Raw genomic sequence first — 23,776 nt, 5'->3', positions numbered from 1 at the left:
CTTTCCATGAACGAGTATCCGCGGCCGCATTTCGACCGCTCGCACAGCTGGCTCAGCCTCAACGGCGCCTGGGATTTCTCCTTCGGCGAGCCCGTTTTCGACAGTCAGATCGAGGTCCCGTACGCCTGGGAGACCCGCGCCTCGGGCCTCGCGCAATACTGGCAGCCGATCGGCTGGTATCGGCGCACAATCGACGTGCCTTCCGACTGGGACGGGCAGCGCATCGTCCTGCATTTCGGGGCCGCCCACCACCTGACCACCGTATGGGTCAACGGCATCGAGGTCGTCAAGCATGAGGGCGGCTACACGCCGTTCGAGGCCGACATCACCGACGCGCTCTCGTCTACGAACGAACTCGTCGTGCGAGTCGACGCCCCGGCCGACAAACGCGAAATCGCCCACGGCAAACAAAGAAGCGTCCCCCGTACGGACTACGACGGCGTCTGCTTCACGCCCAGCTCAGGAATCTGGCAGTCCGTCTGGCTGGAATCCCGCCCCGCCACCCACATCGCGTCACTGTCGCTGCGCCCCACCGAAAACTTGGACGGCATCGTCGTACGGGTAGAGGCCACAGGCCCGAACACCGAAGGCGCGACGATCCGGGTCAACCTCGCCGGCGCCCCGGCTGTCACCTCGGACATTTCCGAAATAATCCTGGAAATTGCCGAGCCGGCGTTGTGGAGCCCCTCGGCGCCTCACCTTTACTACGTCGACGTCGAGCTGGAAACGTCCGACGGGGTCGACCGGGTCCGCGGCTACACCGGGCTGCGCAGCGTCGAGGTGCGTGGTGAGGAGATTTTGCTCAACGGGGAGCGGCTCTACGTCAAGGGCGTGCTCGACCAGGGCTACTGGCCCGAGACCGGCATCACCCCGCCCGGCGACGACGCGATGATCCGCGATCTCGAACTGGCCCGCGAGCTCGGCTACACCCTCGTACGGAAGCACTTGAAGCTCGAGGACCCGCGGTTTGTGCACCTGGCCGACAAGCTGGGCATGCTGCTGTGGTGTGAGCCCGCGTCCACCGGCACGTTCAGCGCGGCGTCGACGGCCGCGTTCGAGGCGCAGATCGAGCCGATGGTCCGTCGCGACGGCAACTCCCCGGCGATCGTGATCTGGGGGCTCTACAACGAGGAGTGGGGCCTCGACTGGGACATCCCGGGCGACGCGGCCAAGCAGGAGGCAGTCGTTTCCGCGTACGGGAAATTGGCTTCTCTCGACCGGAGCCGTCCCATCGTCGACAACTCGGGCTGGACCCACGTTCGCACCGACCTGCTCGACTGGCACTACTACGACGAGAGCGCGATCGGCTGGGCCCGCACCCTGCGCGCCCTGGTCGAGGGCGAGCGCGACGACTTCCCGGTCAAGCTCGGCCCGGATTTCGTCGTCAACAAGGCGCTCGCCGTGCCGTCGCAACCGCTGCGCGGCCTGCCCAACCTCAACAGCGAATACGGCGGCGGCTTCACGGCCGTCGAACGCGGCTGGCACCTGCGCTGGCAGACCCAGGAGCTGCGCCGCCACGACCGGCTGTCGGGCTACGTCTACACCGAGCTCTACGACATCGAACACGAGTCGGCCGGCCTGCTCACCTTCGACCGGCAGCGCAAGGACCTGGGCGGCGCCTCCCCCGTCGACGCCAACGCCACCACCACGCTCGTGCTCGACGTGCTGCCCGTGGCCCCGAGCCGCGACATCCTCGGCCCGACGGCAACGTTCGGCGCGCACGTCTCGCATCACGGCCCGGACCTCTTCGCCGGCCGCCTGACCTGGGCCTGGGGGCCGGTCTATTCGGCCGCCCCGCTGCTGCCCCCGGTCGACGGGCCGGCGGTCGAGGCCAAGCCGTACGAGCTGAGCCCCGCCGTCACCGTCGACGCCACCCTGCCCGACGGTTGGCCGGCCGGCCGCCTGCACGTGACCGCCCTGGCCCCGAACGGTGAGGTGGCCGCCCGCGCGACGGTCGACGTGGACCGCAGCACGACCCCGCACATCGGCGACGACAAGCTGGCCTGACCTCGCGGGGGTCTCCGGGCGACCGGCGACCCCCGCCCCGGGTAGGACTGGTCGCCGCCGTCTCAAGGTGAGACACCTTCCCGCGTACGGGCGGGGTGTGATGGCCGCATGGAGTCGAGCAGCTGGGTCGAGGTGGCCGGGGTGGTGACCTGGTTCGGCGTGCTCGGGATGATCGTGACCGCGCTGGCCGTCGTCGCCGTGCGGCTGGTGCGGGCGCAGGACGTCCCCGCCTATGTGCAGGGCCGGGCCCGGTGGTGGGCCGCGCACAACGTCGGGTTCCTGGTGGCCAGCCTGGTCGTGACGGTGGGCGGGATTTGTGCGCTGATGGCGGCTAACCTCGCTGCATGACGGATCAGCGACCCACGCTCGCCGATGTCGCCCGGGCCGCCGGGGTGTCGCGCGCGGCCGCCTCGCGGGCGATCAACGGCGCCTACGGCACGTCCGAGGCCGTGCGGCAGCGGGTGCGGGCGGTCGCGGCCGAGCTGGGGTATGAGCCGCATGCGGTGGCGCAGGCGCTGGCGACCGGGCGGCCCAGCGCGGGCCGCCGGGAACGCGTCGAGGTGCTGATCGTCGACCCGGATCCGGCCGCGCTGAGCGTCAAGCCGTTCTACGGGCGGGCGCTGACCGGCGCCATGCGGGCGCTGGGCGACCGGGACATCGCGCTCGAGGTGCGGCGCGTGTCCACCCTGCCGGCGCAGGACGACGACCCGCCGTACGGGCGGCTGTTGATCAACGTGGCGGGTGCAGCCGGGGCCGCGTACGCACGCCGGGGCCGGGTGGTCGCGCTGGGCCGGTCGGCGCCGGGCGTCGCGTTCGTCGCCCCCGACAACGACGGTGGCGGGCATCAGGCCGCGGTCCATCTGGTCAAGACCGGCCGCAAGCGGGTCGGCGCGGTGTTCGGCCCGCCCACCCCGTGCGCCCAGGAGCGCCGGGACGGTTTTCTGCGCGTGTTCGCCGGCGCGGCCCAGCCGGTGACCGCCGCCGACGGCGACTTCACGTACGCCCGCGCCTACGCGGCGGCCCGGGAACTGCTGGCCCGCGAGCCCGGGCTCGACGCCGTCTTCGCCGCCTGCGACGTCACCGCCATGGGCGTGCTGCGGGCCCTGCGCGAGACCGGCCGCCGGGTGGCCGACGACGTGGCAGTGGTCGGCTTCGACGGCAGCACCCTGGCCGAGGCGGCCGATCTGACCTCGGTCTACATGCCTGTCGAGGACGAGGCCGCAGCCGCCGTCCAGCACCTGCTCGACCCGGCCCTGCCCGCCCCGGCCCGCCTGCCGACGACGCTGACCGTGCGCGGCTCCAGCTGACCAAAAAAGTCGAAGACGCCTGCAACCGTACGGGTGGGCTGTTGGTCCTTTGAGGGACAGGTGGTGAGCGGCGGGGAGGGTGCGTGGGGGCCGACGAGTCGGTGCGGCAAGCGTACGAGGCCTATTACCGGCGGCTCGTGACGCAGGTCTACGGCCTCGTCGGTGATCTGGCCGAGGCCGAGGACGCCGTGCACGAGGCGTTCGCGCGGGTGCTGGCCTCGCCGCGGTCGTTTCTGCAGGCCGACGACGCCGAGCGGTGGCTGCGGGTGGCCGCGCTGAACGTGGCGCGGAGCCGGTATCGGCGGCGGTGGCTGTTCGACAAGCTGGTGCGTTCGGGGCGCGTCGAGGTGGCTCCGGCGGCGGTGCCGGGGATGTCCGGCGATCGGGTGGCGTTGCTGGCCGCGCTGCGCCGGCTGGCCCCGCCGACCCGGGAGGTCGTGGTGCTGCATCACCTGGCCGACCTGTCGGTGGCCGAGGTCGCCGAGACGCTGGGGGTGCCGGTGGGCACGGTCAAGGCCCGGCTGGCCCGGGGCCGCGCCACGCTGGCCCGCTACCTGACCGACGACGAGCCCGTCCCGCTGACCGAGGAGGTCCGTCATGCTTGAGCGGCGGTTCGACAGCTTGCGGTCCGAGGCCGGTGACGCGGTGCGCCAGCCCGATTTCGATACCGTACGGCGGAGGGCAGTGCGCGTCCGCCGGCGCCGGCTGGTCACGTCGAGCGCGGCGTTCCTGGCTACCGTCCTGACCGTGGCCGGGCTCGGCCTGGCCGTGCGGGGCGGTTCGGACGGCACCGGCCTGCCCGCCGCGGCCCCGTCCGAGGCCGTGTGGCCCCGCGTGACCACGGCCGCCGCCACCGGGCAAGACCTTTACAGCGTTCTCGTGGGCTGCACCGGCTGCGGTTCCCAGCTGTGGGTGTCGTCCGACGGCGGCAACTCGTGGCAGCGCCGCACCGAGCCGCCCCAGCCCGCAGACGCCGGCGACCCCCGCATGGCCACCCTCATCCCGCTGGCCCCGGGCATCCTCGCCTGGAACGACGGCCGGGTCATCCCGTTCAACGAGGCGACCGGAACGACCGTCGCGCGGGACAGCGACCGGTTGTGGGTCACGACCAACGGCGGCGGGAGCTGGCAGCGCGCCGAGACCAGCACCGAGCCGCTGGCCGCCGTCCCGGCGGGCACCCGCCCGGTCGACTGCGTGGTCTTCCGGGTCACGACCTGCACGGTCGGCGCGATCGACCCGGCCACCGGACGGTTCGCCCCGCTGGCCCACCAGCCCACCGGCATCACCGTCGAGCCCGGGTGGAGCGACCTGATCACCGTGCCGGCCGACGGGCGCCTGTGGGTTCCGGGGCTGGACCCGGTCACGAAGAAGCCCGCGGTGGCCGCCAGCTCGGACGCCGGCCGGACGTGGCGCACCCACGTCTTCACCGACGGCGTGGCGGCCAAGTTCCAGAACGGCTGGGCGCCCATGAAATATCAGCCGTGGGTGGCCGCGAGCCCGGGCGCGACCGCGTACGTGCTGATCTATCGCGAGGACAACGTGGCCGTCGCGCAGCACACCACCGACGGCGGGCTGACCTGGCGGGCCGGGGACACGATCCGCGGCGCCGTGGACAACGCCGGTTTCGTCGCCGCCGACGGCTCGCACATCGTCATGACGGGCACCGGGTTCGTCGCCGCTCGCGGCACCGGCACATACACGCGGACGAGCCTGCCCGGCTATCCCGCCGATCTCAGTCGACACCTGCAGGTCACCTCGCGCCAGGCCGCCGATCCCTTCCTGGTGACGTCGGAAATCGGCCCGTACGTCTCCGCGGACGGCCGGACCTGGCGGCAGCTCCCCCTCCCCTAGCGCTTCCCCACCCGTAACCGGACCGGCCGCAGGCCCGCCCGGTGGGTGGCGTGCGCCCTCATCCCCAGGAGCGGATCGTGCAGGACGACCATCGGGTGGCCGGGCTCGACGGGCTGCGGGGCCTGGCCGCCCTCTACGTCGTCGTGCATCACTGCTGGCTGCTGTCGTTCCCCGGCTACCCGGCCAACACCGGCCCGGGGTGGCTCGGCTGGCTGGTGCACGGCCGGTTCGCGGTCGTCGTCTTCATCACGCTGTCCGGCTTCTCGCTGGCCCTCGCGCCCGCCCGCAACGGCTGGCGGCTGGGCGGCCTGCGGCGTTACCTCCGGCGGCGGGCCCGGCGCATCCTGCCCGCGTACTGGGTCGCTCTGGTTCTCAGCGCGGCGCTCGCGGCGTGCCTGCCCGCTCTGCCGCTCAGCGAGCCGCCCACCGTACGGTCGATGGTCGTCTACGCCCTGCTGCTGCAGGACTTCGTGGCCGCGCCCGCCCCCAACGGCGCGTTCTGGTCGATCGCGGTCGAGGCTGGGCTGTATCTGGCCTTCCCGCTTGTGCTGCTGGCCCGGCGGCGGCTGGGCGCGATCGCGACGCTGGTCGTGGTCACCGTGCCGGTCGTGGCGGCCGGACTGCTCGTGCCGGAGCTGGCCACGGGGGCGCGGGCGACCGGCTACACGTGGGAGCTCGCGCCGCTGTTCACCCTGGGCGTGCTGGCGGCGGGGATGCGGGCCCGGCCCCTGCTGGCCGCGCTGGCCGCCGCCCCGGTGCTGGCCCTGATCGTGTTTCGTGGCCCGGTGTGGACGGTCACGCACTACTACTGGCTCGACCTGGCCGTGGGACCCGCGATCGCGCTGTTCCTGGCGGCCGTCGCGGGGCGTCGACCGGCGGGACTCGTACGGGTGCTGGACTGCCGGCCGCTGCGGGCGCTGGGCGGATACTCGTACAGCCTCTATCTGATCCACATGCCGATCGTCGCGCTGGTCCACCGCGGGACCGGCCTGACCGCGTACGGGGAAACGGTTTTTCTGGCGGTCCCCCTGTGTCTGGCGGCGGCCCGGCTGTTCGCGGCCGTCCTCGAAAAGCCGGGCCCGCAGAGCGTCAGTCCGCCGACGGCCGATACAGGTCACACTGGCGGCCCCGCTCGGCCTGCGCCGGCGTCACGCCCGCACAAAGCCGGACCGGCGGCTTGACCCCGCGGAACATGTACGACGCCTGCACCCGGAAGCTACTCCGCCCCGGCCCGCAGTGCTTGCCGAACGTGCGCCATTCGAGACCGTCGGCGGGGCCGCTCTGCCCGACCTGGATCACGGCACAGCGGAACAGGCTCCGCCCGGCCATGGTCCCGGTGATCCGGAACGGCGGCACGGGCCGCTCCGGAATGCTCATCATGTTTTCGTACATGCCGTACCCGACGACACTGCCCGCACTGAGCCGAAACTGATTGCTGCCGGCGGCCGAGGCCGGCGCCGCGGCGACCCCCAGGCCGACGACGGCGGCGAACGCGATGACAAGAGACCGCACTGCTGACTCCTTCGTGTTGGTGAGCTGTCGAGAACACCAACGCGGAGCAGCCCGGTCTCGTCACTCCTCGCGGAGCGCCGCCAGCCGCGGGAACCGCCGCCGGACGGCCTCCGGGTCACCGAGATCCGTTTGTTCACCGACCAGATCGTCCGGCCCGTCGGGGTCGTAGTCGGGCGGCCAGCTTCCGGCCACGACCATGTGCGCCTCCGCCAGGAACTCCTCGAACGAATCGGCGCGGGCACTCCCCCGGTCCGCGACGAGGCCGGCGAGGCAATCCGGATCCCGGGCGACGCGGTCGACCGTCTCCCGCCCGTAAGAGATGATCCAGTCCTGGATGCGCTCCAGCTCCTCGTCGTCCTCGTCCACCGGCCCGAGCAGCACGGCGGCCGCGTCGGTCACCGGCCATGAATACAGCCGCGACCGGGCCCGTTCCCACCACCGGACGAACTCGACCACCTCGGCCGGACCGAGGACGCGGAGACGCCGGAACAGCAGCCGCGCGACGCGGGCCGAGTCGCTTCCGGCCTCTTCCCGGGTCGCCCCGATGATCGCCCAGAACCTGTCCTCGTCCACGCGGCGGACCGTAGCAGCAGGGTGCGCATTTTCCGGGAGGCTTCATGGGCTCGATGACCGCGAGACTCGCTTACTCCGACGGCGGCCCGCGCCCGCGCCCGGCGTTTTGAGGGGCGGCGCCGTCGATTTGGCCGCGGCTGTCATTCGCAAGGCAGCTTGACACCGGTACGGTTGCTACCGCCCTTGGGTGGATGCTTACCGAGGATGCTGGTCCGCCAGCTTCGGCAGGATGCTCTGCGCTCATGGTGCCGGGAACGACCAGTGTCTCGATGCCCAGCGCGGCGAAGATCTGCTCGACCAGGCATGCGTCCATGCGGTGCGCCCGCGGCTCAGCAATCTCGGTAAGTTTCGACCGGCTGGCCCTGGCGCAGCCAACCTTGCCCGCCGAGTCCAATGCGACCGCGTGATGGCCGGTTTTGCCGACGACCAGGCCGAGGAACACGCCGTACTCGTCGCTCACGTCTTCGTCCCCACGACGTCCATCATGGGATCGGCCACCATGCCTGAGCTTCGGACTGCCGGCAGCCACGTTACGAAGAGACCTACCCAGGAATGGGTGGCCGGGTCCCTGTCAGCGGTCTCACCGACGCCACCCGGCCCAGCGACAATGCCCCCGGATCATGCGTACGGCAGGGGCAGCAAGTCACACCAGGCCGAGCGACCGAGCAGCCCCGGCTGGTGACGACCAAAAGGCCACGCACCGAACTACCACTACCCCCAGAAACCAAGGTCAAATGCGGGTGACACGTTCGGGCGGCGGCAGTCGCCGTAGGCTGCCGATCATGGTGGAGTGGCGGGTCAGGGCGGCGTCGATCGGGGATGTCGACGTGATCGCCGAGTTGCGGGCCTTGGTGTTGCGGGCTGATCTGGAGCGGCTCGGGCGTTTTGACGAGCACCGGGTGCGGCAACGGCTGCGGGACGCGTACGAGCCTTCGCACACCTGGATCGTCGAGGTGGACGGTGGCTTTGCCGGCTGCGTGGCGCTGCGGCCGGCCGCGGACGGGCACTCGCTGGAGCACTTCTATCTCGAGCCGCGCGTGCAGGGACGCGGCCTCGGCTCGGCGGTGCTGTCGTGGCTGCTGGCGGGTCGCGACCGGACAACGATCCGGCTCAACGTGCTGCAGGGCAGCCCGGCCCGGCGCCTTTACGAGCGGCACGGGTTCACCGTCGAACGCGAGGACACGGTCGACGTCTTCATGATTCGCGGTCGCGCTTGACGTTGATGGGTGCCGATGTTTGACTTTGGGCATTCTTGGTCGTTCGGCTCTGGGGAACGTGCGATGGTGATTGGTCGGAAGCGTCTCGGTGCCATTGCCGTGCTCGGGCTGATCGGGGGGTTGCTGGCTCCCGGCTCCCCGGCCGAGGCCGCCGTTTCCCCGCCGCCGCTCTATCCGCCGGCGGGGACGACGACCACCTTCCTCGACCACCGGGCGCTGCTCGGCAATACACCGGAGCCGGATTGGTACGAGGCGAATATTCCGTTCGTCGACCTGCCCGACGCCGAGATCGAGAAGACGTACTACTACCGGTGGCGCACGTTCAAGGAGGCCCTCAAATACACGGGGCCCAAGGACGGCTGGATCGTTTCGGAGTTTCTCGGGCCGGTCGGCTATTCGGCGCCGTTCGGCGGGATCGACGCCGCGGCGGGGCATCACCTCTATGAGGGACGCTGGCTCCGCGACCGCCGTTATCTCGACGACTACCTCGATTACTGGCTCACCGGCTCCGGATCTGAGGCCAAGCCGGCCACCGAGGAGCTGAACAAGAACACGACGGATTGGGCCCACCAGTATTCGTTCTGGGCGGTCGACGCGGCCGTCGCGCGGGCCGAGGTGACCGGTGACTGGAAGTTCCTGACCGACCGGATGGCCGCGCTCGAGAAGCAGTACGCCGGTTGGAAACGCACCAACTTCGACGCGGCCCGCGGCGTCTATTGGCAGACGCCGGTGTGGGACGCGATGGAGTTCACCGCCAGCTCGTATCAGAGCAGCGACCCCTATCACGGCGGCGACGGTTATCGGCCCACCCTCAATGCCTACCAGTACGGCGATGCCCGCGCCCTGGCCCTGTTGAAGCGCAAGACCGGCGACACCGCGGCGGCCCAGCGCTACGAGGACGAGGCCGCACAACTGAAAGCGGCGACCGACCGCGTGCTGTGGGACGGCTCGTTCTACAAGCACGTGATGAAGGGGCAGGACACGCGGATCGCCGACCGCGAGCAGATCGGCTTCATCCCGTGGTATTTCCACATGGCCGCGGCCGGCAAATCCGTGGCCTGGCAGCAATTGACGGATCCGCAGGGCTTCGCCGCGCCGTACGGGCCGACGACCACCGAGCGCCGCAGCCGGTGGTTCATGCACGAGGCGCTCAACGGCTGCTGCCGCTGGGACGGGCCGAGCTGGCCGTTCGCGACCAGCCAGACCCTGACCGCGCTGGCCAACCAGCTGCTCGACTATCCCGCCCAGTCCTATGTGAGCAAGGACGACTACACGGCGACTCTGCGCGGATATGCCCTCACGCAAAGGAAGAACGGCCAGCCGTACGTGGCCGAGGCGCACCATCCGGACGAGGACCGCTGGATCTACGACGGCGCCGGGCATTCCGAGGACTACAACCACTCGACCTACACCGATCTGGTGCTGTCGGGGCTGCTCGGCATCAGGCCGCAAAGCGACGACACCGTACGGGTGGCGCCGCTCGTGCCGTCGGCGTGGAACCATTTCGCGGTCGAGAACGTGCCCTATCACGGTCGCAACCTGACGGTCTTGTGGGACCGGGACGGCAGCGTTTACGGCCGGGGCGCCGGAATGCAGGTCTGGGTCGACGGGGTGCGGAAACTGTCACGGGCCACCCTCGGCGATGTGCGGGTGGCGGTCGGATCCGCGGTATCGGCCGCCGGTCAGCCGGAACTTGCCGACGATGCCGCGAACGTACGGGAAACCGGTTTTCCGCGGGCGTCGGCGTCGTACACGTGGCCGGCCGACAGCGCCGCGAACGCCATCGACGGGCAGGATTTCCACCTCGACGTGCCGAGCACCCGCTGGACCACGTGGCAGTCGCCGAACGCGTCGGACTGGCTGGCCGTCGACCTCGGTGCGCCGACCGCGGTTTCCGACGTACGGATCGATTTCTACGACGACGGCGGCGGTGTGCGCACTCCGGATGCGTACGCGTTGCAGTATCAGAATTCCGGTGGGGCCTGGGTGGATGTTCCCGGGCAGCAGCGCTCGCCTTCCACGCCGGTGGGCCGGGCCATCAATCGCATTGTCGTGGACCCGCCGCTGACGACCGATCGGCTGCGAGTCGCGCCGACACGAAATGGCGGCGGTGCGGTCGGCATTACGGCCCTGCAGGTGTGGCGGCAGCCCGATTCCCGGCTGACCGCGCGATTCGGCGCCGATTCCCTGGCCGTCGACGCCGGGGTGACAACGACCGTGCAGACGCGCGTCACCGCGTCGAAAACAGTTCCCGACGTACGGGTCTCTCTCGAGGTGCCTCGCGGATGGACGGCCCGGCCGCGTACGGCTGCGCAGGTCCCGGTTTTGAACGCCGGTGCGACGCTGGCGACGACGTGGGACGTGACGGTGCCGGGCAGTGCGGATCCCTTGGCGGGTCTGCCCGTGCGGTTGCTGGCCCGATCGGGGGCCGGGGTCAGCGCGGCTGTCCTGCCCACGTCGTACCAGTTCAACCCGGACAACTACCCGGTGACGCTGTGGGACGACGACTTCTCGACCGACCGCGTGGCCCAGTATCGGATCGACCACCCGGCCGCCGAGCCGTCGCCGGCCTTGACCGTGGCCGGGGGCACGCTGACCGCCGCCGCGAACTCCCGCTCGTTCGCCGTGCTGGCCGCACCCGTGGCGGCCTCGGCCAACGGCACCGCGGTCATCGTCGAGCCGGCCAAGTTCGCGGGCTCCTCCCCCGAGGACAGCCTGTTCCTGGGCCTCTCCTCGGGCGCCGCCACGAACGCGCTGGCCTGGTACAACAACCACTTCGGCACGTCCGGCGCCGACGTGCGGGTCGACGGCGCTGCCCAGCCGGACGGCGGTTGCTGCGCGAATGTGCAGTGGCAGGCCGGGGACAGGTTCGCCGTTCTGGCCCGCTCGGGCACGCTGACCACCTGGCACGAGCGCGCCGGGGCGTGGAGCCTGATCCACACCGCGCCGCTGGCCTCGGTGACCGGCGCCCCCGCGTTCGGGCTGCGCCTCGACGCCGGCACGCTCGCGCTCAACCGGGTGACGGTGCGGACCCGTTAGTCGCCGCCACCCCCGCCGCCACCGCCGTCGCCGCCGCTGTCGCTCGAGTCGCTGCCGCTGTAGTAGCCGCCGCTGTCCCCGCCACCCCGGCGCCCCGATTTCTTGGCGGCGCGCGCGACCACGAGCACGAAGACAACGACGACCGCTACCACGATCAAGATCTCCATGCCCGCAGTGTGGGGGATGGCCGCCACACCCCCGTACGGGCCTAGACTGCCCTATGGACGCAGTCACACCTGCCGACGGCTGCCGTCGCCGGTCCGACCCGCGACCCCGGCCGGTGCGGCTCCCCCGCCCGGCGACCGCCACCCGTCGCGCCGCCGGCCCGGCCGACCAGATCTCGATCGAGAGCTACCGCGAGGTCCTCGAGGAGCTCACCGCCCACCCGACCCGGCATTCGTTCTCGCCGCACTACCGCGACGCGGCCCGGCAGGTCGCCGACCGGCTGGCCGCCCTGGGTTACGCGACCCGCACCGAGCCGGTTGCCGTGGGCGGCCGGGAGACGCTGAACGTCGTGGCCGACCGGCCCGGCCCCGGTGACCGGCTGGTCTACGTCATGGCCCACCTCGACTCCGTCAACCAGGCCGGCGGAGTCTCGGCGCCGGCGCCCGGTGCGGACGACAACGCCTCCGGCGCGGCCGGGGCGCTCGAACTGGCCCGCGTGCTGGCCACCGCGGAGGCCACCCACGACCTGCGCGTGGTTTTGTTCGGCGGCGAGGAGCAGGGCCTGCACGGAAGCCGCGTGCACGTGGCCGGTCTCGCCCCGGCCGAGCGGTCGAGGATCACCATGGCCGTCAACATGGACATGATCGGCCGCCGCAACACCGCCACCCCCTCGGTGCTGCTGGAGGGCGCGCCCGTCGCCCAGCCCGTGATCGACGCCCTGGCCCGGGCCGCGCACGACCACACCGGCCTGGAGGTGTTCGTCTCGCTCGAGCCGTTCGCCTCCGACCACGTGTCCTTCCTGGACGCCGGCCTGCCCGCGGTGCTCACCATCGAGGGCGAGGATCAGCTCAACACCGACGAGCACACGCCCCGGGACACGCTCGCCGGGCTGGATCTCACGGTGGCCGAGGCCATCCTCCGGATGAACGCCGCCGCCGTCGCCGCCGCGCTGAACTGAGCGGCCGTGACGATCGACCTGACGGGTCCGCCACCGTCGCCGCGGTCGAGGCGGCCCGCGTCGCCTGCGCCGCGGCCGCACGACGTTCACGGCCGAATACCGCCTGGACGGCAATGCCCCGGTCCCCGTCGGTGATCGTCCGCATGCGGAGTCGCTTATCTTCTTGACGCTTTTCGGCAGGCGTGCGAGCCTCCGCTTCAGGACACTTAGAGGCCCATAAAAGTCCTACTGATCGCCATTCTTGATCTCTCTTCCGGATGTCGACATGAGTTCGTCGGAAACCCGATCCCGCGTCCCGGCCGACGCCGCCCGGCCTACCCTGTTCATCCTGCATTCGCAGGCCGACAGGGAGTGGGTCGACGGTTTCCTGCGCCCCGAGCTCGGGCTTCCCACCGGCGCCGTCCTCACCGAGGAATCGTTCCGGCCGGGCGTCGCCGTCGTCGACGAGGTGGCCCAGGCCGTACGGAATGCGCAGTTCACGGTGCTGGTGCTCTCCGACGCATTCCTGACAGATCAGTGGGCCGTCTTCGGCGGGACGCTGGCCACGCACGCCGGCGTGACCGACCCGGAGAGCGTCATTCCGCTGGTCCTGCACCCGTGCGAACTGCCGCTCAACATCGTTTATCGGGTCCGCCTGGACTGCACGAATCCCGATCGCTGGAGTGCCGAGATCGGCCGCTTGCGCGATCTGCTGAAAGTGGCGGAACCCCCGGCCGAAAGGGTCGCCTGCCCCTATCCGGGAATGGTGGCTTTCGGCCCGGCCGACGCGCCGTTCTTCTACGGCCGGGAGCGCGAGATCGACGAACTGGCCCAGCGGGTCAGGCAGCAACGATTCCTGCTCGTCGCGGGCCCCTCCGGCTCGGGCAAGTCGTCGCTCGTCGCGGGCGGCCTGCTCCCCCGGCTGGCCGGCGACGGCGGCTGGTCCATCCGCACGATGCGTCCCGGCGCCCACCCGTACGAGGCTCTGCAGCCGGCGCTGGACGGCAGTCCCGGGCTGCTCGTGATCGACCCGTTCGAGGAGGTCTTCGTCCAGGCCACTCCCGGCGAGCGCGAACGGTTCCTGCGCGCGCTGGCGGTGCTGCGCGACTCCGGCTCCTGCACGCTGATGCTGCTGATGCGGGCCAACAACTACGCCGAGCTGATGACGAGCCCGCTGTGGCCCCTCGGCCCCGGCGAACGCTTCGAGATCGTGCCGCTCGGCGCGCCCGAACTGCGCCAGGCGATCGCCCGCCCGGCCCGCGACGTGGGCGTCCATCTGGAGCCGGTGCTGATCGAACGCCTGACGCACGACGCCGTCGGCGAGCCCGGCGTGCTGCCGCTGCTGCAGGAGACGTTGGTGCTGCTGTGGGAGCGCCGGTCCCGTCGCCTGCTGACGGCCCGCGCGTACGAGTCCCTCGGCACCGACGGCCGCAGCGGTCTGGCCACCGCGATGGCGATCCGGGCCGACGCCGCGCTGGCGGGGCTGCCTCCCGCCCGGCAGGCGATCGCCCGGCGCATCCTGCTGCGGCTGGTCCACCTGAGCGACGACCACGGCGACAGCCGCCGCCGGCAGCCGGTCGCCGCCCTGCGCAGCGCCTCCGACAACGACGACTTCGAGCCGACGCTGCGCCACCTGGCCGACCGCCGTCTGCTCACCCTGGACGGCGACGCCGCCGACCTGGCTCACGAACAGCTGATCCGCGGCTGGCCCACGCTGCGCGAATGGGTCGACCAGAACCGCGCCGACGAACTCACCCGCCGCCGCATCACCCGCGACGCCGACGACTGGGCCGGGAGGGGGCGCGAGCGGGGGGCGCTCTATCGCGGCCGCCGGCTGGCCGAGGCCCTCGACTGGCGGCGACGCTATCCGCACGAGCTGGGGCTCAGGGAGCGCCGCTTCCTGCGCGTCGGCCGGATCTGGCGCGCGGCGCGGCACGGCGCTCTGGCCGCACTGGTGCTCGTCTTCCTGGCCGGCACCGTCTGGTTGGCCGTCCCGCGGGTGCAGGAGTGGCGGTGGCGCAACGAGGCTCGGCGGCTCGGCCCTACCGTGCTGCTTCCGGGCGGTACCGCGCTCATCGGCACCGAACCGTCTCCAGTCACGCTGCCGCCGCTGCGCTTCGACGTCCACGAGGTGACCAACGGCCAGTTCCGGCTGTGTGTGCGGGCCGGTCGATGCCTGGAGCCGGTCCAGCCCCTCATCGACTCCGCTTACTACGACGGCGATCGGGGCCGGCCGGTGGTGTACGTGACGGCTTATCAGGCGGCCGACTATTGCCGGTGGGTCGGCCGCCAGCTGCCCACCGAGACGGAGTGGGAACGGGCGGCGCGTGGGACCGAGGGCCGGCCGTATCCGTGGGGCACCGCCGAGCCCGACGCGAGCCGCCTGGTCACGGCCTTCGGCGAGTCGGCGGCGCCGCCGCTCGCGGCCGTGGACGACAACCGGTACGCGGGTGGGAACACGCCCGAGGGCATCAGCCACCTGGCCGGCAACGTGCAGGAATGGGCGGCCACCGCGGTGCGGTACGGCCCCGGCGACGACACGAAGTTGAACCGCCTCGGCGACTGGAACGGCCGTGACCGCGTCAACGTGCTGACCGTGAAGGGCGGCGGGCGCTACGACGGGGCGACGCACATGTCCTACGCGGTGGGGGCCGAGGCGACCATGCTCGACGGCGACATCGGGTTCCGCTGCGCCGCGACCGACGAATGAGGTGAACGACGATGACCGAGCCCGAGGACCCCAGGTACAACGACGACGACGCGGCCGATCCGCTCGACGACATGCTGCGGATGAGCCCGCTCCGGTTCGCCCCACCGGTCGTCGACGGCGCGCGGATCGTCTCCCGAGCGCTGCACCGCATGCGCAGCATCGACCAGGAGTTCGCCCTGCACATCGAGGTGAGCGAGCCCAGCGACCGCGGTCTGGCGAACCACCTCGAAGCCATCAGCGAGATGGAGGCCGGCTATTTCGTCGCGCACCTGCCCGACCAGCGCCAGATCACGGATCGGGACGCGGGGCCGGACGATCAGGGTGACATCGAGGGCCTGACCTTCAGCGTCGGCCCGGTGGAATCCCGCGACACCGCCACGACCGGCCGCGCCGCCGAGGCGATGGCCGACGAGAGCGTCATGGTGATCTACGGCGTACGGACGAAGGTTCCCAACAGGCACTACGACGTCTGGCAGAACACCACCGGCCGCAACGAGAGCGGGCACATCGTGGTGAACGCCGGCACGGCCCGGCTCCGGTCCGGGTCGAGGTCGAGCCGCCGATCGGCCGGGCAGAAGGCCAGCGACACCTACAGTGCCGGTTTGCTGGCCGTGCACGGCGAGACGGAGAAGACCGCGACGTATACGTTCTACGGCCGGTTCCGGAGGATCAAAAGGGTGTGACCAGCCTTGATGACACGCATGCCTTGGTGGTCGGAATCGCGGACTACGAAAGGTTTCCCGCGCTTCCGGCCGCCGTCCGGGCCGACGCCCGGGCGATGCGGGACGTCCTGACCGACCCCGATCACGGCGGATACCCGGCCGCGAGGGTGACCCTGCTGCTCGACCAGGAGGCGACCCGAGACGCCATCACGTCGGCGTTGCACCGCCTCGCCGGCGCCGCCCGGCCGGGGTCCACTGTCCTGCTCTACTTCTCGGGTCACGCCATCGGCAACTTCCTGTTCCCGATCGACGCCGACCCGCGGCGCCTGCCGAGAACCGCCATCTCCGGAGGCTCGCTGGGCGCCACGCTCGAGGCCGTCCCGGCGACCGACGTGCTGGTGATCCTCGACTGCTGTCACTCCGCGGGCGCCGGCCCCGATGCGTCGTTCTTCAAGCGGCTGGCCTCGGGCCGGGCGATCATGGCCGCGTCGCGCGAGGACGAACTGTCGTACGTCCTGCCGGGTCACGCCCACAGCCTTTTCACCGAGCACCTGCTGGCCGGCCTGCGCGGCGGCGTCACCGGCGGCGACGGCCTGATCCGGGTGCTGGACCTGTTCGAGTTCGTCCAGCCACGGGTCACCCGCGACCAGCCGGCCCAGCATCCGGTCTTCAAGGCCCGCCTCGAACAGAACTTCCCGATCGCCCGGCACGCCGCCGCCCCGGCTCCCGCTCCGAGCGACGGCTTCCCGTACGACGCCTACATCAGCTACGCCGACCGGACGTCGGACGCCGACTGGGTGTGGGAGGTGCTGGTGCCCCGCCTGGAACGAGAAGGCCTACGCCTAGCGGTCTCCGGCGCGTCCGGCGATCCCGGAGTCCCCCACATCGTCAACGCGGAACGGGGAATCCGGGCCGCCAAGCGCACCGTGATCGTCCTGTCCCCGACCTACCTGGCCGACAACACAGCCGATTTCGAGAACGTGCTGGCGCAGTCCCTGGGCGTACGGGAGGGCGCCTACCGCGTCCTGCCGATCCTGATCGTGCCGACCGACGATCTGCCCGTACGCCTGGAACTGCTGACCACCCTCGACCTGGCCGACCCACGCCGCGCGCCGCGGGATTTCGTTCGCCTGATCGAGGCGCTGCGGGCACCCCTACCCCGGCGCTGATCAGGTGGTGAGACGGATCGCGGCCCACGCGATCGGTGGCAGCGTGACGCGAATCGTGTCGCCGTCGATGGTGATGTCCTCGAACGGCTGGGGGATCACGCGATCCGGATTCTCCTGGGTGTTGGTCGCGGTCGGATCGGCATCGGCCAACAACCACGCCTCGGCCAGTTCCGGGGCGCCGCCGACGGAGAAGGTCAGCTCGGTGGGTTCGTTCTGGCTGCGGTTCACGGCGAAGACCGTGAGGGAGCCCGGTTCGTGGGTGGCTACCGCGTCTATCACGGGGACGTCGCCGAAGCGGGGGGTGGCGTATGTGGGGGAATCGATTTGGATGTCGAGGACCTCGCCGGTGGCTAGGCGGGACGTGAGGGCGAACGGGTGGAATGTGGTTTGGCGCCAGGCCGGGCCCGACGACTCGGCGCGGATGGGGGCGATGACATTCACTAACTGAGCCTGGCAGGCCGCCGTAACGCGGTCGCTGTGGCGGAGCAGGGAGATGAGGAGGCTGCCGACTACTACGGCGTCGGTGACGTTGTAGTGGTCCTCGATGACTCGGGGGGCCACCTCCCATTCCGTGGGGGTGGGGGCGTTCTGGAAGCGGCTGAGATACCAGACGTTCCACTCGTCGAAGGAGATGTTGATGCGCTTCTTCGATTTCAGGCGGGCGGCCACGCTGTCGGCGGTGGCGGTCACGCTCGTGACGAAGTGGTCCATGTCGACGGCGGAGGCCAGAAAGGACGCCAGGTCGCCGTCGAGGGGCTCGTAATAGGCGTGGGCCGAGATGTAGTCGACCGCGTCGTACGCCAATTCGAGGACCGTGGCCTCCCATGCGCCGAACGTGGGCATGGCGGAATTCGAGCTGCCGCAGGCGATCAGTTCGAGGCCGGGTTCGGCGGAGCGGAGCGCGCGGGCGGTTTCGGCGGCGAGACGACCGTACTCGTGGGCGGTTTTGTGGCCGGTCTGCCACGGGCCGTCCATCTCGTTGCCGAGGCAGAACATGCTTATCCCGTACGGCTTTCCGCCGCGCCGGTCGGACAGGTGGGTGCCCTCGGGCTGGTTGAGATACTCGTGGACGTCGAGCGCTTCTTGCACGCCCCGGGTGCCCAAATTGAGGGCGTACATGACTTCGACACCGGCCTGTGCGGCCCAGCGCATGAATTCGTCGATGCCGACCTCGTTGGTCTCCAGGCTGTGCCAGGCCAGATCGCGCCGCACGGGTCGCGACTCGACCGGGCCGATCCCGTCCTCCCAGCGATATCCGGAGACGAAATTGCCACCCGGATACCGCACGAGCGAAACCCCCATTTCCCGTACGAGGGAGAGCACGTCCTGCCGGAAGCCGTCCGCGTCGGCCGACGGGTGGGACGGCTCGTAGATGCCGCCGTAGACGCACCGGCCCATGTGCTCGACGAACGAGCCGAAGGTCCGGCGCGACACGGGGGCCACGACGCGGGCGGGGTCGAGGTGCAGCGAGGCACGCAGGGTCACTTGAGGCTCCCGACGGAGAGTCCACCCTGCCAGTATTTCTGGAGGGTGAGAAAGGCGACGATCAGCGGCACGATCGACACCAGCGAACCGACGATGATGAGGTTCCACAGCGATTGCCCGCCGGCGTTGTTCGAGCTGGCCAACTGCGTCCACAGGCCGATGCCGACGGGCAGCGGGAACAGTTTCGAGCTCGACAGCATCGTCAGCGGCAGGAAGTAGTTGTTCCACGTCGTGACGATCGACAACAACAGCACGGTGATCACGCCGGGCCGCATCAAAGGCAGGGCCACCCGGACGAAGGTGCGCAGTTCCCCGGCGCCGTCGATGCGCGCCGCGTCGAGCAACTCGTCGGGCACCGAACCGGCGGCGTAGACGCGCATGAGATAGACGGCGAACGGGCTCAGCAGCGACGGCAGAATGACCGCCCAGATCGTGTCGATCAGCCCGACGTTCGACATCAGCACGAACGTCGGAATGACCAGCGCCGTCAACGGCACCATGACCGAGCCGAGCACCATCGCGAAGACCAGATTGCGGCCGCGGAAGGTGTATTTGGCGAACCCGTAACCGGCCAGCACCGAGATGACGGTGCAGCCGATCCCGCCGGCCAGCGCGTACAGCACCGAGTTGCCGAGCCAGCGTACGAACTCGCCGTTGTTGAAGGTGAAGAGGTCGCGCAGATTGTCGGCCAGGTGAAAACCGTTGAACCACAACGCGCCCGAGCCCGAGAACAGGCCCTCGGCGTTCTTCGTGCTGGCCACCAGCAGCCACCACACCGGTACGAGGAAATAGCCGCACAGCGCGAGCAGCAGGAGTTTGGCTCCCACGTGCCGAGGCCTCATGAGAACAGACCCCCTCGTTTGCGGGTGGCGAACGTGAAGACGGCGACGACCAGGAACACCACGAAGCCGAGCGAGAACGAGATGGCCGAGGCGTAGTTGAACTGGGCGTACCGGAAGGCCATGTAATACGCGTAGATGTTGGGGGTGAAGTCGGGTGTCACCGAGCCGTTGGCGATCGGGCCGAGGATCTGTGGCTCGGTGAAGAACTGCAGGGTGCCGATCAGCGAGAAGATGAGAATCAGCACGAGCGCCGACGACACCATGGGCACCTTGATGCGTACGGCAATCTGTCTTGAATTGGCCCCGTCGATCCGGGCCGCCTCGTAGATCGACGAGTCGATGCTGCGCAGCGCGGCGTAGATGATGATCATGTAGTAGCCGGACCACTGCCAGGTCACGACGTTGAGCAGGCCGTAGAAGATGTTGCCCTGGCTGAGCAGGAACGGCGCCCGCACGTCGAAGGCCCCGGCGATCTGCTCGATCGGGCCGAAGCTCGGGCTGTAGAGAAAGCCCCACATGAGGGCGCCGAGAACGACCGGGATCGCGTACGGGAGGAAGATGACCAGCCGGCTGAAGCGCGCGAGCCGGCCGGTCACCTCGTCGAGGACCAGCGCGGCGACCAGCGCCACGACGATCTGCAGCGGGATCACCACGACGCTGAACTTGAGCACGAACCACAGGCCCTTGCGGAACGACGGGTCGCCGAACGCGCGGGTGTAGTTGTCGAAGCCGGCGAACGTGGTGCCGGTGGCCAGCCCCTTGGTGTAGAGGCTGAGATAGCCGGCGTAGAGCAGCGGCGCGAGCAGGAACGCGACGAAGACGATCAGGAAGGGGAGGATGAAGAGCCAGCCCGCCGGTTTGAAAACGCGACGTCTTGTCCGATTTGTCACGTCGGCGGGCGGCGCCTCGAGCGTCAGTGCCATCGTCAGCTCACCGTGAAGCCCTGCGACTTCGCGTACTCGACGATCTGGTTGTGCAGGTCGGTCGCGGCCTGCGCGCCGGTCGTCTTGCCGCCGAGGATCTTCACGATCTGGGCCTGCAACTGGGCGTAGTAGAAGACCGTGAACGGGCTGTAGACGGCGCCCTTGTACGCGTTCTCGGCCGGGATGTAGATGTCCTTGTTCGCGGTCTGCCCGCTGAAGAAGTCGACCTTGGCGTTGACGAACTCGTCCGACTTGAGCACGCCCTGGTTGAGCGGGAAGATCGTCTGCGTCTTCCAGCCGTCGGTGAGCGACGCGTCGTCGGCGTAGATGCCCATCGCGACCTTGGCCGCCAGGGCCTTGTCGGCGGCCTGCGAGGTGACGGCGAAGGCCGAGCCGCCCCAGTTGACCGAGACCGGGTTGGCCGGATCCCACTGCGGCAGCGGCGCGACGGCGAACTTGCCCTTGTCCTTGCCCGCGCCCACACCCGAGCCGGTCAGATAGCCGGGCGCCCACGCGGCCGAGACGTACGTGGCGTACTTGCCGCCGACCATGCCCGCGATGTAGTCGGTCGTGAACTGGTCCTCCTTGCCGACCAGGCCCTTGGTGGCCAGGTCACCCCAGTAGGTCAGCACGTCCTTGGTGGCCTGGTCGTCCAGCTTGATCGTGATCTTCTGCTTGTCGGCCAGGTTATAGACGAACGGCTGGGCGCCCTTCTGGATCATCAGGGCGGTCGTCACGGCGGGCACGTTGCTGCCGAAGTCGCCGAACACCGGGCCGCCGGCCGCCTTCACCTTCGCGGCCGCCTGCGCGTACTCGTCCCAGGTCTTCGGGGGTTGGATCTTGTATTTGTCGAAGACGTCAGTGCGGTAGATCAGCGCCATCGGGCCGCCGTCGACCGGAATCGCGTAGACCGCCTCGCCCTGCGACACGTCCTTCCAGGCGCCCTCGCTGAAGTTCTTCTTGACGTCGTTGGCGCCGAACGGGGCCAGGTCGACCAGCGCGTCCTGGATCTCGAAGCCGACGAGCTGATCGGCCTCGAGCATGATGACGTCCGGCGCGCCCTTCTTGGCCGAGATCGCCGTCTGGAACTTCTCGTACTCGGGCTGGCCCTGGCCGGCGTTGGTCCAGCAGACCTGTACGTCGGTGTGCTGGTTGTTGAAGTTGTCGACGACCTTGGCCATGTTCGGATACCACGCCCAGACCAGCACCCGGGGCGCGGCCTCGTTCACGATCTTGTTGGTGCAGTTGGTCGGCTTCGCCGCTGTTTTGGAATCGGCGTCGTCACCGCCACACGCGGCGGTTCCCAACGCGACGGTCAAACACAGCAAGGCAGCGGGGATTCTGCGCATTTCGTCCTGGCCTCCGGAAACATCGCGCGTCGTTCCTAGGGCAGGAGTCATCACCGAGCGTGATAAGGCTCGTGCCGCGACGCGCTATGGGTGGGATGCCGAGGAGGGTGAGGGGAGAACACACTCGCCGGTTTCGAGAGCTTTAAGATGCGATTGCAGCGCTGCAAAGGACTATGCTCCGTCGCGCGGACTCTGGCAAGAGATGGGGAGCAATCGATGCGCGAAACTACGCTGCGCGATGTTGCCGAGCTGGCGGGCGTCTCGCCGCGCACGGTCTCCAATGTGGTCAACGGCTACGCCAAGGTCACCGACGCCACCCGCGAGAAGGTCGAACGGGCCATCGCGCAGCTCGGCTACCGGCCCAACGTGCTGGCCCGCAACCTGGCCAACGGCCGCTCCGGGCAGATCGTCGTCGTGGTGCCCTACCTGGACACGCCGTACTTCGCCGAGCTGCTGCAGGCGATCATCCCGGCCGCCCGCGAGGCCGGCTACAACGTGCTCGTCGACCAGACCGACGGCGACCCCGCGCACGAGTCCTCGCTGGTCGGCCGGGGTGCCCGCGGGCTGCTCTTCGACGGCATGATCTTCAGTCCGCTCGGGCTTTCCCAAGACGACCTGTCCGTACGGGATCCGGCCCTGCCCCTGGTCGTGCTGGGTGAGCGCACGTCGGACGGCACGTTCGACCACGTGGGCATCGACGACGTGGCCGCCTCCACCGAGGCCGTCGGGCACCTGATCGAAATCGGACGACGGCGGATCGCGGCGATCGGCGACCAGCCGTACCCGACGGGCGAGGCGGCCCAATTGCGTACGCGGGGCTTCCGCGCGGCCCACGCGGCGGCCGGCCTGCCCGTGGACGAGTCGCTGATCATCGGAACCGCCCGGTTCAACCGGATCGACGGGGCGACCGCGATGGCCGCGCTGCTCGACCGGGCCGACCCGCCCGACGCCGTGTTCTGCTACAGCGACCTGGTCGCCTCGGGGGCCATCCACACGCTGCTGGCGCACGGGCTGCGGGTGCCCGAGGACGTGGCGATCATCGGCTACGACGACATCGAGGACGGGCGGTACGGGCGGCCCACGATCAGCACGATCTCGCCGGACAAGGGGGCCATCGCGCGGATCGCGGTGGAGCGGCTGGTGCTGCGGATGGGCAGCTCCACACCCGTGCCGGGCGTCGAACTGCGGGCCGCCCACCGGCTGATCCCGCGGCAGAGCACTATCGGTTTTTGACGGCCCCCATCAGCAGCGGCCACATCATGCCGACGTCGCCCTGTTCGCGGCCCGCCCGCTCGATGTCGCGCAGGAAGGCGGCCCGCTGGTCCTCGGTGATCAGGCCCTGTTCGAGGGCGATCGGGGCGATGCTCGAATAGGTCGCGGCCAGCATCGCGGCGGTGTCGGCCATGGTCCCGAACCGGCCGGCCACGTCGGTGAGGTCCGGCGCGCCGATGCCGGCCGCGGCGAACATGGCGGGCAGGCGGGTGCCGAGCCGATAGTCGCGGCCGGACTTCTCGTAGGCGCCCAGGAAGACCCGCCGCCACTCCAGCGTGACGTCCAGCGGCGGGAACGACTCGGCCGCATCCATGTCGTAGTCCTGCACGACCAGCTTGCCGCCCGGGGCTACCCACCGCCACATGCGGCGCAGCACGTCGACCGGGTCGTTCGTGTGCAGCAGCACCAGCCGGCCGTAGACGAGATCGAAGCTTTCGGGCGGCACCGCGTCGTCGTCGGTCTCGAGGTCGGCCCGGACGAACGTCCCGGCGACGGTCTCCCCCAGGCCGGCGTCCAGATCAATTCCGGTCACCTGGCCGCCGCGTGCGGACATCAGATCCATGACCGCGCCGGTGCCGCAGCCGGCGTCGAGGCAGCGGTCGCCCGGTGCCAGGCCCGCCAGGTCGAGCAGGCGGCCGGTGGCCTGCTGCCAGATCGCGGCCTGCCGGCGCAGCCGCTCGTGCTCCTCGGCCGTGCGGCCCATGACGTACCTGCTCATGCTGTGTTCCCCCTCGACTGTCGGGCATGTGGCTCCAG

22 protein-coding genes are annotated in these 23,776 nt (G+C 70.2%); 13 read left to right on the top strand and 9 right to left on the bottom strand.

What is annotated here, in order from left to right; translation table 11 throughout:
- Positions 1 to 6: 6 nt before the first annotated feature.
- The 6 genes from JKJ07_RS15220 to JKJ07_RS15195 all read left to right on the top strand — a co-directional run bounded on the left by JKJ07_RS15220 (position 7) and on the right by JKJ07_RS15195 (position 6,346).
- Positions 7 to 2,007, top strand: coding sequence for a glycoside hydrolase family 2 protein (locus JKJ07_RS15220; RefSeq protein WP_202992168.1), 2,001 nt, complete (start codon positions 7 to 9; stop codon positions 2,005 to 2,007).
- A gap of 108 nt (positions 2,008 to 2,115) precedes the next feature.
- The gene (locus JKJ07_RS15215) at positions 2,116 to 2,355 is read left to right on the top strand and encodes a hypothetical protein (RefSeq protein WP_202992167.1); all 240 of its coding nucleotides are present in this window, start codon (positions 2,116 to 2,118) and stop codon (positions 2,353 to 2,355) included.
- On the top strand, positions 2,352 to 3,314 hold the full coding sequence (locus JKJ07_RS15210) for a LacI family DNA-binding transcriptional regulator (protein ID WP_202992166.1): 963 nt from the start codon (positions 2,352 to 2,354) through the stop codon (positions 3,312 to 3,314). The genes JKJ07_RS15215 and JKJ07_RS15210 overlap by 4 nt, the downstream gene beginning before the upstream one ends.
- Before the next feature lie 83 nt (positions 3,315 to 3,397).
- The gene (locus JKJ07_RS15205) at positions 3,398 to 3,919 is read left to right on the top strand and encodes a sigma-70 family RNA polymerase sigma factor (protein ID WP_202992165.1); all 522 of its coding nucleotides are present in this window, start codon (positions 3,398 to 3,400) and stop codon (positions 3,917 to 3,919) included.
- Positions 3,912 to 5,165 (top strand): hypothetical protein, encoded by a 1,254-nt coding sequence (locus tag JKJ07_RS15200; RefSeq protein ID WP_202992164.1) that lies wholly within the window; start codon positions 3,912 to 3,914, stop codon positions 5,163 to 5,165. Before JKJ07_RS15205 ends, JKJ07_RS15200 begins: the two co-directional genes overlap by 8 nt.
- Before the next feature lie 50 nt (positions 5,166 to 5,215).
- On the top strand, positions 5,216 to 6,346 hold the full coding sequence (locus tag JKJ07_RS15195) for an acyltransferase family protein (protein WP_202992163.1): 1,131 nt from the start codon (positions 5,216 to 5,218) through the stop codon (positions 6,344 to 6,346).
- Here JKJ07_RS15195 and JKJ07_RS15190 read toward each other — a convergent pair.
- The 3 genes from JKJ07_RS15190 to JKJ07_RS15180 form a co-directional block, all read right to left on the bottom strand.
- Positions 6,255 to 6,677 carry a hypothetical protein gene (locus JKJ07_RS15190; protein WP_202992162.1) on the bottom strand — a complete coding sequence of 141 codons (423 nt, stop codon included), beginning with the start codon at positions 6,675 to 6,677 and terminating at the stop codon, positions 6,255 to 6,257. The two genes, JKJ07_RS15195 and JKJ07_RS15190, sit on opposite strands and share 92 nt — an antisense overlap.
- A gap of 60 nt (positions 6,678 to 6,737) precedes the next feature.
- Positions 6,738 to 7,250: a DUF4240 domain-containing protein gene (locus JKJ07_RS15185; RefSeq protein WP_202992161.1), complete on the bottom strand. Its 513-nt coding sequence runs from the start codon at positions 7,248 to 7,250 to the stop codon at positions 6,738 to 6,740.
- 70 nt (positions 7,251 to 7,320) lie between these two features.
- Entirely contained in the window at positions 7,321 to 7,710 is a 390-nt protein-coding gene (locus tag JKJ07_RS15180) for a hypothetical protein (protein WP_202992160.1), read from the bottom strand.
- A 322-nt stretch (positions 7,711 to 8,032) separates the two neighbouring features.
- Here JKJ07_RS15180 and JKJ07_RS15175 point away from each other — a divergent pair, with 322 nt between their 5' ends.
- Together JKJ07_RS15175 and JKJ07_RS15170 are read left to right on the top strand one after the other, a co-directional pair.
- The gene (locus JKJ07_RS15175) at positions 8,033 to 8,467 is read left to right on the top strand and encodes a GNAT family N-acetyltransferase (RefSeq protein ID WP_202992159.1); all 435 of its coding nucleotides are present in this window, start codon (positions 8,033 to 8,035) and stop codon (positions 8,465 to 8,467) included.
- 63 nt (positions 8,468 to 8,530) lie between these two features.
- Entirely contained in the window at positions 8,531 to 11,506 is a 2,976-nt protein-coding gene (locus JKJ07_RS15170) for an MGH1-like glycoside hydrolase domain-containing protein (RefSeq protein ID WP_202992158.1), read from the top strand.
- Here JKJ07_RS15170 and JKJ07_RS15165 read toward each other — a convergent pair.
- Positions 11,503 to 11,673, bottom strand: a complete 171-nt coding sequence (locus tag JKJ07_RS15165) for a hypothetical protein (RefSeq protein ID WP_202992157.1) — start codon at positions 11,671 to 11,673, stop codon at positions 11,503 to 11,505. The genes JKJ07_RS15170 and JKJ07_RS15165 overlap by 4 nt on opposite strands.
- Before the next feature lie 53 nt (positions 11,674 to 11,726).
- On the opposite strand from JKJ07_RS15165, the gene JKJ07_RS15160 reads away from it, so the two are divergent.
- The 4 genes from JKJ07_RS15160 to JKJ07_RS15145 all read left to right on the top strand — a co-directional run bounded on the left by JKJ07_RS15160 (position 11,727) and on the right by JKJ07_RS15145 (position 17,149).
- Entirely contained in the window at positions 11,727 to 12,629 is a 903-nt protein-coding gene (locus tag JKJ07_RS15160; RefSeq protein WP_202992156.1) for a M28 family metallopeptidase, read from the top strand.
- Positions 12,630 to 12,894: 265 nt separating this feature from the next.
- Entirely contained in the window at positions 12,895 to 15,318 is a 2,424-nt protein-coding gene (locus JKJ07_RS15155) for an nSTAND1 domain-containing NTPase (protein ID WP_202992155.1), read from the top strand.
- An 11-nt stretch (positions 15,319 to 15,329) separates the two neighbouring features.
- The gene (locus JKJ07_RS15150) at positions 15,330 to 16,001 is read left to right on the top strand and encodes a hypothetical protein (RefSeq protein WP_202992152.1); all 672 of its coding nucleotides are present in this window, start codon (positions 15,330 to 15,332) and stop codon (positions 15,999 to 16,001) included.
- Entirely contained in the window at positions 15,998 to 17,149 is a 1,152-nt protein-coding gene (locus tag JKJ07_RS15145; protein ID WP_202992151.1) for a caspase family protein, read from the top strand. The genes JKJ07_RS15150 and JKJ07_RS15145 overlap by 4 nt, the downstream gene beginning before the upstream one ends.
- On the opposite strand, the gene arfA is transcribed toward JKJ07_RS15145, so the two are convergent.
- The 4 genes from arfA to JKJ07_RS15125 are packed head-to-tail and all read right to left on the bottom strand — an operon-like array spanning position 17,150 to position 21,628.
- Positions 17,150 to 18,634 (bottom strand): arabinosylfuranosidase ArfA, encoded by a 1,485-nt coding sequence (gene arfA / locus JKJ07_RS15140; protein ID WP_307834271.1) that lies wholly within the window; start codon positions 18,632 to 18,634, stop codon positions 17,150 to 17,152. It lies immediately after the preceding gene.
- Entirely contained in the window at positions 18,631 to 19,461 is an 831-nt protein-coding gene (locus JKJ07_RS15135; RefSeq protein WP_307834270.1) for a carbohydrate ABC transporter permease, read from the bottom strand. Before JKJ07_RS15135 ends, arfA begins: the two co-directional genes overlap by 4 nt.
- Before the next feature lie 11 nt (positions 19,462 to 19,472).
- Positions 19,473 to 20,399 carry a carbohydrate ABC transporter permease gene (locus tag JKJ07_RS15130; RefSeq protein ID WP_202992148.1) on the bottom strand — a complete coding sequence of 309 codons (927 nt, stop codon included), beginning with the start codon at positions 20,397 to 20,399 and terminating at the stop codon, positions 19,473 to 19,475.
- 2 nt (positions 20,400 to 20,401) lie between these two features.
- On the bottom strand, positions 20,402 to 21,628 hold the full coding sequence (locus tag JKJ07_RS15125; RefSeq protein ID WP_307834269.1) for an extracellular solute-binding protein: 1,227 nt from the start codon (positions 21,626 to 21,628) through the stop codon (positions 20,402 to 20,404).
- A gap of 336 nt (positions 21,629 to 21,964) precedes the next feature.
- Here JKJ07_RS15125 and JKJ07_RS15120 point away from each other — a divergent pair, with 336 nt between their 5' ends.
- Positions 21,965 to 22,981: a LacI family DNA-binding transcriptional regulator gene (locus JKJ07_RS15120; protein WP_202992144.1), complete on the top strand. Its 1,017-nt coding sequence runs from the start codon at positions 21,965 to 21,967 to the stop codon at positions 22,979 to 22,981.
- Here the strand turns inward: JKJ07_RS15120 and JKJ07_RS15115 are convergent.
- Positions 22,968 to 23,738, bottom strand: a complete 771-nt coding sequence (locus JKJ07_RS15115; RefSeq protein ID WP_202992142.1) for a class I SAM-dependent methyltransferase — start codon at positions 23,736 to 23,738, stop codon at positions 22,968 to 22,970. The genes JKJ07_RS15120 and JKJ07_RS15115 overlap by 14 nt on opposite strands.
- Positions 23,739 to 23,776: the final 38 nt, after the last annotated feature.

Origin of the sequence: Paractinoplanes lichenicola (genome assembly GCF_016785085.1) — a bacterium.
Classification (GTDB): domain Bacteria; phylum Actinomycetota; class Actinomycetes; order Mycobacteriales; family Micromonosporaceae; genus Actinoplanes; species Actinoplanes lichenicola.
This window is presented reverse-complemented; position numbering and strand designations above follow the sequence as displayed.